8 protein-coding genes are annotated in these 7,977 nt (G+C 43.3%); 6 read left to right on the top strand and 2 right to left on the bottom strand.

Going from position 1 to position 7,977, the window contains the following annotated elements; all coding sequences use genetic code 11:
* Positions 1-476: 476 nt before the first annotated feature.
* Positions 477-1,472, top strand: a complete 996-nt coding sequence (locus tag BEN30_RS17535; protein ID WP_139135122.1) for a DNA-binding response regulator — start codon at positions 477-479, stop codon at positions 1,470-1,472.
* On the opposite strand, the gene BEN30_RS17530 is transcribed toward BEN30_RS17535, so the two are convergent.
* Positions 1,459-2,229, bottom strand: coding sequence for a hypothetical protein (locus BEN30_RS17530; protein WP_139135121.1), 771 nt, complete (start codon positions 2,227-2,229; stop codon positions 1,459-1,461). The two genes, BEN30_RS17535 and BEN30_RS17530, sit on opposite strands and share 14 nt — an antisense overlap.
* Before the next feature lie 17 nt (positions 2,230-2,246).
* A complete protein-coding gene (locus BEN30_RS17525) occupies positions 2,247-2,816 on the bottom strand; it encodes a PilZ domain-containing protein (protein WP_139135120.1) in 570 nt (189 codons plus the stop codon).
* A 148-nt stretch (positions 2,817-2,964) separates the two neighbouring features.
* Between BEN30_RS17525 and BEN30_RS17520 the strand changes: the two genes are divergently transcribed.
* From BEN30_RS17520 to BEN30_RS17500, 5 genes are all read left to right on the top strand, one after another.
* A complete protein-coding gene (locus BEN30_RS17520; RefSeq protein ID WP_069959594.1) occupies positions 2,965-3,261 on the top strand; it encodes a hypothetical protein in 297 nt (98 codons plus the stop codon).
* Complete coding sequence (locus tag BEN30_RS17515; protein ID WP_069959593.1) at positions 3,258-3,845, top strand: response regulator; 588 nt, start codon at positions 3,258-3,260, stop codon at positions 3,843-3,845. Before BEN30_RS17520 ends, BEN30_RS17515 begins: the two co-directional genes overlap by 4 nt.
* A 90-nt stretch (positions 3,846-3,935) precedes the next feature.
* The gene (locus BEN30_RS17510) at positions 3,936-4,403 is read left to right on the top strand and encodes a hypothetical protein (protein ID WP_139135119.1); all 468 of its coding nucleotides are present in this window, start codon (positions 3,936-3,938) and stop codon (positions 4,401-4,403) included.
* A 159-nt stretch (positions 4,404-4,562) separates the two neighbouring features.
* Positions 4,563-5,270, top strand: a complete 708-nt coding sequence (locus BEN30_RS17505) for a response regulator (RefSeq protein WP_069959591.1) — start codon at positions 4,563-4,565, stop codon at positions 5,268-5,270.
* Positions 5,271-5,485: 215 nt separating this feature from the next.
* On the top strand, positions 5,486-7,977 hold a 2,492-nt coding region (locus BEN30_RS17500), incomplete at its 3' end, for a CHASE domain-containing protein (RefSeq protein ID WP_069959590.1).

The raw sequence follows: 7,977 nt of genomic DNA, 5'->3' as shown, positions 1-7,977 counted from the left end.
AACTATATAGGCTTGTGGTTCGATCTTGTTTAATTTTGCGGACTCGATCAGCGATGTGATGATGCCCCAATTTTGAGCTCCGGTATCATGGCCAGCGAAGAGCGCATTTTTTCGATTATGTGTACATTTACATAATCGAAACTCCATCTTCTTCGCCACCCGGATGAAGGAGAACACCTTTTACGAGGTGGTTGAGGGACGGGGAACGCCGAAAAATCGCAATATCCTCTCTTTGTTTGTCGTTTGGATCAGGCTGTGGAACGTGCGCAATGATCAGTGCAGCGGGCCACTGACTGCCTGAAGAGGTTTTCACGGGCGACTACGTCATCAAAATTCATGCTATTGCCCTGCATTTGTAACTGGATTAGAATGTGTCAAGCCCCTAAGATAATTTTATAAGCTTTCGACCGCTTCACTAATTATTGAAGTGGAACCAACTCATACCAGAAAATGGCTTATATAAGCGGAGCACGGCAATGGGCCAGCCTCACATAGTATTTGTTGATGATGATAAAAATATTATTGATTCTTTACGGCGCTCATTTCGTAAATTAGAATCAGAATGGAATATTGTTTACCTAGACAGTGCTAAATCAGCATTAATAGAATGTTGTACAGATAAGCCACATATTTTAGTAACCGACCTAAAAATGCCTATAATGTCTGGTATAGATTTGATTAGAGATTTAAATGAAAATTCTCGAAATACATGCTGTATTGTTCTTACTGGAACAGCTGACCTGTCCGTTGCTACAAATTTAATGAACACATCAAATATTTTTAGATTTTACATTAAACCATGCGCACCAATAATCATAGAGGAAGGAATTCGAGAAGCTATATTGTACATTAACAGTAAAGAATATAAAAATAAACAAATTAATTTATCAATAGGCGATGATTTTACTAATAGTTTTCCAATAGGTTTGGTTTCTGTTAATAAAGAACATTCTATTATATATCAAAATAGGTCAGCATCGACTATTTTGTCAGAAAAAGATGGTTTATTTGTTGGATTGAATAACACACTCAATGCAATCTCTGCAGCTACGAATAAAAAATTACACAATACAATTGATGGTGTTCTATCAAATACAGGTGATGGTGATATTAATGCAATTTCTATTGATAGGCCTTCATTTAAACCATCTTTTAAATTAATTGTTTCAAAAAAAAATAAGAATTCTATTAATTTAAGCCAAGCTATGATTTTTATATCTGATCCAGAACGAAATAAATTCCCAAATGCGGCCTTGCTGCAGCAGCTTTATGAACTGACGCCATCTGAATCAAAATTAGTAGAGGCGCTTGTAAAGGGGTATCCGGTCGACAAAATTGGAGAGATAATGGGCTTGAGGGAAGCGTCGGTGAGGACATACATTAAAAGAATAATGAGTAAGCTAGGTGTTACTCGCCAAGTTGAAATGGTAAGAATGGTAATGAGTCTTCCAGAAGTGATTAATCCCGAATAACTATTTCACCAGTTTTCTTTTCCATCATAAGATGAAGATGGCTCGACGGGACGGGAACTTTGTTTATGCTTGGCTTTTTGTTCCATTGAGGATCTTGTTTTTTACGCTCCATATAGTCCTTAAGTTTGTTTTTTTCTTCGGCTGAACGTTTAGCATGTTCAGGGTGCTTTAGGGTATTGAACACCTCTGCAATCCGCAGGGGGGAGGGTATGCCGTAAAAACCTGGATAGGCCTGAAGGTGATTTTGTTTTACCCCTGGGAGGTCGAAGAGCAGGTTGCCCATTCCATAAAGCACGGTCGAATTGACCTGAAAAACATCGTTAATGGGGAAGCTCTGCACCGAAGCGGTTGGAAACAACCTAATGATCATCAAGCGTTTATTGGTCACGGCATAAAGCATATAATGTGCGCCAATCAAATACACGAAAAGCGGAATGCTCAAAAATATGCTGCCAAGACCTGCAAACAACCAGGTGACTACCTGAACGGAGTCCATTACGATGCCTGTGGCCCCGATTGTGACATTTTGGAACACCACTTGGTGCCATATAATGGCAAATGAAATACAGGCTATGCCCATTAAAACGGCACCGGCATGTGCTCCTGCAAGCTCCTCTGGGTTGGGTTTGCCTGACCAGATGAGCTTCTCGCCATTTTTAAGTTGGTCCTCAATCGGTGTTGCGGACATGTGGGAGAAGGGCGGTCGTAAATGTTCCTCAACATTGCCTATTTTTTTTGCTTTTTTTCCACTAGACATTTTTGTTCCCTCTGACCCTAGTTCCTCTTCGCAAACGAAGTTTGCAGGGAGGCAGGGCTCGCAGCCTTCGCAGCCCCACCCCTCGGAGCTTCGCTCCGGAAGGAGTGCTTTGGCGTCGCAGGGCTCGCAAGCCCTAGCCCCTGTTTGATCTTGGCCAGTATGGAGGCGACACCAGAAGGGTGTGGGGCTTTTTCTTTGCCCATACAGCTCATAAAGCTGTCAATTTTATCAAATTGCTCTGACGAAAGGCGCATAAAGCGAACGCCTAAAGTCTTCCCTAACTCGCTCTCCCGAACGATTTTGACCTTCATGGTGACGTTTGAAATTTTGTTATTCTGGCCAGACATGCGACTGTTGCATGAGTTTGAACAGGCTGACGGATAACGACATGTAACTGTGTACGCGGTATATTCTTCCCCTGTTTTTAACATCTGGGACGAACCAGGGACGGTTTCTTCCAGTTTGCAGCCTCCCATAGACATATCAACGACATTGAAGATCGTTCCGTTGATGTTAAAGGAAAGATAAGGGTGCTTGCGCCGACGATCTGCGCGATTGTTATGTGTGAGTTGGGTTACTTTACGCATTTGACACTGCCCTTTCTGCTTTCCCTCCATGAAAAACAGATTTTGGCAGGTTAGATATCACCATATGGGGATATCTCGTGTTTTTAAGGCCATATAAAATAATGATTGAAAGGGTCGATATTAGATTCTTTGAGGAGATATAGATATTATGGCCTTGCAGAACAAAAATATTACACGTCAGCATTACACACCAGACGATGCCTGTCTGACGTCTGAGGAAATAGAATTTCTGCTAAAACCTGATGAGGCCGATCTTGTTTCAATTCAAAATCAATTAAGTCCGGCTCAGGACCCTTCTCCGGTCTTCAAAGAGCTCTCTTTCGCCGCAAATGAGCTGATTTTTGCACTTAACAGGGCGCTTCGGGAGGGAAAAGACAATTTTGGAATGATGGTACTTCTTAATCAAGTTGATCGTTTCCGACAGTCATTGGTTGAAAAACAATGAACCAAGCACTTGCATCTGCTTACAACCTAGAAAAGCTGAACTTTCTTCTTGTTGACGATGACAAACACATGCTCAAGATAGTGAAAAGCGTGTTGAATGGCCTGGGGGTCAAAAGCATTCATCTTGCTGGAGATGCTATGGAAGCCATGAAAGTTATGGACGATTTCCCCATCGACATCGTTATTTTGGACTATAATATGACCCCTATTAACGGTGTCACGTTTGCGAGGATGGTCAGAGACACCTCCAAAAGCCCATCGCCTTTTGTCCCGATTATTATGCTCACGGCTCACACAGAATTCAACCGCATCACCGAGGCGAGGGATGCGGGAATTCACGAATACCTTGCCAAGCCAGTTTCTGCGACGAACCTCTATTCACGCATTGCAACCATTATTAAAAACCCCAGACCGTTCATTCGGGTCGGGGGGGATCACTCTTTTTTTGGTCCTGATAGGCGTCGACGCAGCATGTTATCATACGAAGGTCGGGAACGTCGGGAGCCCCGCGTGGGCACCGAGACTGTTACAGATCAAGTCAGCAAACCTCCCTCAAACAATTACCAGCAGCGAAATGCTCAATAAGGATCGGAACGCACATGATACGGATGCCAGTTAACTTTATGACACAGAAAATCAGAGCTAAGAGGGGTTGGTATTATTAAAAACTGTCTTTTGTGTTCCCGTGGAAAGTCGTGTCAGGGCTACGTTCTGCACGAATTGGTTCTCAAACTCTATCACGCCATGGAACTGCCAAGTGCGAGTAACCGGCCCTCAAGCGATGAGATTGCCCGCCAGCTTACCTTGCAAGACTTGGTGGCCCTGGACAAAGTGGGTGAGGCCGCCCGGGTGACCTGTTGGACCAAGGCCTACAAGTTGGCGGTGGCACATTTGATTGTTGAGATCGGCACCGATGAAAATATTTTGGGTGCAGAGGCCACGCGCAACGCCATTCAGCGCATGACCATTAAAATGGATGCCACCTTTGCCAAACTGCCCAAAGGGGTGTCCATCGATCTGGAAGACATGATGATGGACCTCTACAACCTCACAATTGACAAAATGAACACCACCGACAAGAAAGGTCTCATCCCGTCCCACGTGCTTCGGCAGATGACCAGTGAGGCCAGGGCACGTGATTAGAGGGTGCGTAGGAGGTTTAAATTTTTTACCACAGAGATCTCAGAGTTCACGGAGTAGAAAGATAAACTCTGTGTCCATCGTGTCCTCCGTGGTGTGCTTTAAAACAAAACAGGAATTTTAACATGTCTCAACGCCCAAACAGAGAGAAGTGCGGCGCACGTGATTAGAGGGACATCTAATGTCATATCCATTATCTCAACCGTCGCTCCAAAGGGCGAGGGTGCGCGCATCCTTTGCGTTGATGATGAAGTCCATGTTTTAAAGGGGTTAGAACGGTCACTAAGGGGAAAAAATGGTGAGTGGCAGATAGACTTTGTGACGGGAGGAGAAGAAGCGCTGCAGCTTATGAATGGTCATTCCTATGATCTCATCGTTTCCGATATGATGATGCCGGGAATGCCTGGTGAGGAGCTTCTTGGTATAGTCGCGGAGTTATACCCAAACACGGTCCGAATTATTTTGTCTGGTCATTACAACCAATCGACGGCCTTTCGGTTAGTTGGATCAGATCATTTGTATTTGTCTAAACCGTGCCCTCGGGATTTGTTTATCAACACGATTGAGCAGGCCCTTTATCTTAAACAATCTGAGGAAAAACCAATTGAACCTATTTCTCATGGGGAGCTGGTTGATGTAGTCACCATACTCATAAAACAGCTCTTGGTACAGCAGACCATAACTCTGGCAGTATTACCAATAAATCTGCGTGCCAAATTTTTGCGTCATGGTTTACAGGAGTTTGCGCCGATTCTGAACGCAGACGGCTACACCAAAGGAAGTGTTGGAGCATATGTGTCTAATTATTTGGATGATGTTGATTATGGTGAAATGTCAGATGAAGATAGCTGGTTTACAGAAAAGGAGTAGGTTCTTACCTGACAGTCGTATTTTCATTGAAACAGAAGGCATGGTGATCTGCTCAATGCGGAAAATGAGCACTTATTATGAAGTTTAATGCGGCGCCCATTGATACCTACGCCTTGGCAACTGCAGAAGTGTTTCGTTCGAGAAACTCCACATTATAAGCACTGCTGCCAGTGGTGAGGTAAGACTGTGTATTATTTTCAAAGTAGAAGGCTATAATGACTATTTACGAAGACAGATATGCTGGACGTTGGGTGCTTCTATCACTTGGAGTTGCGATCGCTTATGCGGTGACGGGCAAGCTTAGCCTAATGTTGGCAATACCTCCTGGATTTGCAACAGCTATTTGGCCTCCCGCTGGTATAGCGCTAGCGGTAACGCTTATATGGGGTAGCAAAGTTTTACCGGGTGTCTTCGTTGGATCTATTTTAACAAATATTTGGACCTTTCTTGACCCAAGCAGCGATCAAACTGTCGCTGAGTTAATAATTGTGCCAACAATTATTGGCATAGGCTCTGCCGTTCAAGCTATGGTGGGCGCGTATTTAATTCGGAAATTTGCGAACTTTCCAAACCGCTTAGATAAAGAGCGGGATATCTTCTTATTTATGCTCTTTGGTGGGCCAATAGGTTGTCTGATAAATGCGACTGTTGGCGTTGGTAGCCTTATGCTTACAGGTATCATACCTAGCACAAACACATTGACCAATTTTATGACTTGGTGGGCAGGTGATGTCACCGGCGTTCTCATATTTACGCCTCTCGTTTTGTTATACACAATGAAACCTCGAGAAAGTTGGAAGCCACGGCAATTGACTGTCACTCTTTCTATGACCGGGGCATTTATTTTGACGGTTTTTTTCGTTAACTCAGGCTTACAGTGGGAACGCCAACGCCTAAAATTTCAATTTGACCAACAACTATTACCTCTTGCGCCCGCTATCGAGCAGACCCTGAGTAAATACATAAATGTCCTTTATTCTTTAGAGGGATTTTATGCAGCTACCCCAAACATGACCAGGCAACAGTTTAGTAAATTTACTCAACGTCAGTTTACAATCCTTCCCGGGATTCAAGCCTTGTCATGGAACCCCCTTATCCATCAAAATGAACGCGCTCAATTCGAGAGCGCTATTCAACAAGAAGGGTTTGCGCATTTTCATATTACCGAGCGAAATGCGGATGGAAAACTTATACCAGCCAATGACCGAGACGAGTACGTATCCGTTCAGTTTATAGAACCTTTTGACAGCAACATAAAAGCGTTCGGATTTGATGTGGCGTCCAATAAAATACGAAAAGAAGCTCTGGAGTTGGCGAGAGCAACAGGCCAACCTTTCGCCACTGCACCAATCAAATTGATTCAAGAGACGGGCTCACAGTTTGGCATTCTCGTGTTTATGCCGATTTATCAAACAAACGGTTCTGACAAAACCACACAAAAAACACGAACGAACTTAACGGGCTATATGGTGGGCGTTTTTAGAGGCGGTGATATTATCAAATCAGCTATCGAGCATCTTGACCAAGAAGGTATCTCGTACCGATTATCAGATAAAACAGAACCCTATAACGTAGAGGTCCTGATTGAAACCACCTTGCATGAAATGACTGTGTCCGTACTGGATGAAGAAGGAATCTTCGGTGGATACCTCCCCATATCCAGACACACCTCCGTTAACTTTGCAGGTCGCGAATGGATTTACGAAGTTTCGCCGACTCAAAGCTATTTAACGAAACACAGACAAAATGATGCTTGGATAATTTTAGTCGGCGGCATGGTTCTCACAAGCTTTGTGGGAGCATTCTTTTTGATCACAACAGGGAGAAGAGAGTTTCTAAAAGATCAGGTTGAAGAAAAAACGAAAAACCTAAGAAATCAACGTAAGATTGCAGAACAGGAACGTGACAAAGCGGAACAGGCAAGTAAGGCTAAAACTAATTTTATTAATGTAGTCAGTCATGAATTGCGCACTCCAACTCAGGGATTGAAGGGCCCCCTCGAAGAGTTTTCAAAACAGTTGGCTCTGTTTAAGGGGATGAAGAAACTGAATGCGTTAAAATTAGCGATTCCATCAGAGTATCGCGAACCCCTACAACAGGCAATTAATGATCTTGAAACTGAAGTCGTTGAGATTGCAAATGGGGGGCTTGAATCGGCCAATCATTTGCTGACGCTCATAAATGAAATATTAGATTTTGCCAAAATGGATGCTGGTAAATTAACGATTAATCCAACATCTACCAATGTTAGTGATTCTATCAATGACGTTATCAATATTATTGGATCTAAAATTAAAAACAAAAATCTAGATCTTAAATTAACTGTTCCAAACAATGTATGGGTTTGGGCTGATCCTATTCGATTAAAACAGATTTTGATTAATATTCTTGGAAACGCCGAAAAGTTTTGTGATGAAGGGCGCATTTCCGTGTCTGTGGAACAGGAAGGCAATTTAGTACACTTTATTATTAGTGACACTGGATTGGGGGTTCCATCTGACAAACTGGATATTATTTTCAAAGCATTTGAGCAAATTGATGATAGCATGAAACGAGAATTTGGGGGGACGGGTTTGGGCTTGCCATTAGCCGCGGATCTTGTAGAACGACAAGGAGGGAAAATCTGGGTCCAAAGTGAGCAAAATGTTGGGAGTCATTTTCATTTCACGTTGCCTGTTGCTGGCATCAACGGGGCTGGTTACGGAAG

Origin of the sequence: Magnetovibrio blakemorei (assembly GCF_001746755.1) — a bacterium.
Lineage (GTDB): Bacteria > Pseudomonadota > Alphaproteobacteria > Rhodospirillales > Magnetovibrionaceae > Magnetovibrio > Magnetovibrio blakemorei.
This window is presented reverse-complemented; position numbering and strand designations above follow the sequence as displayed.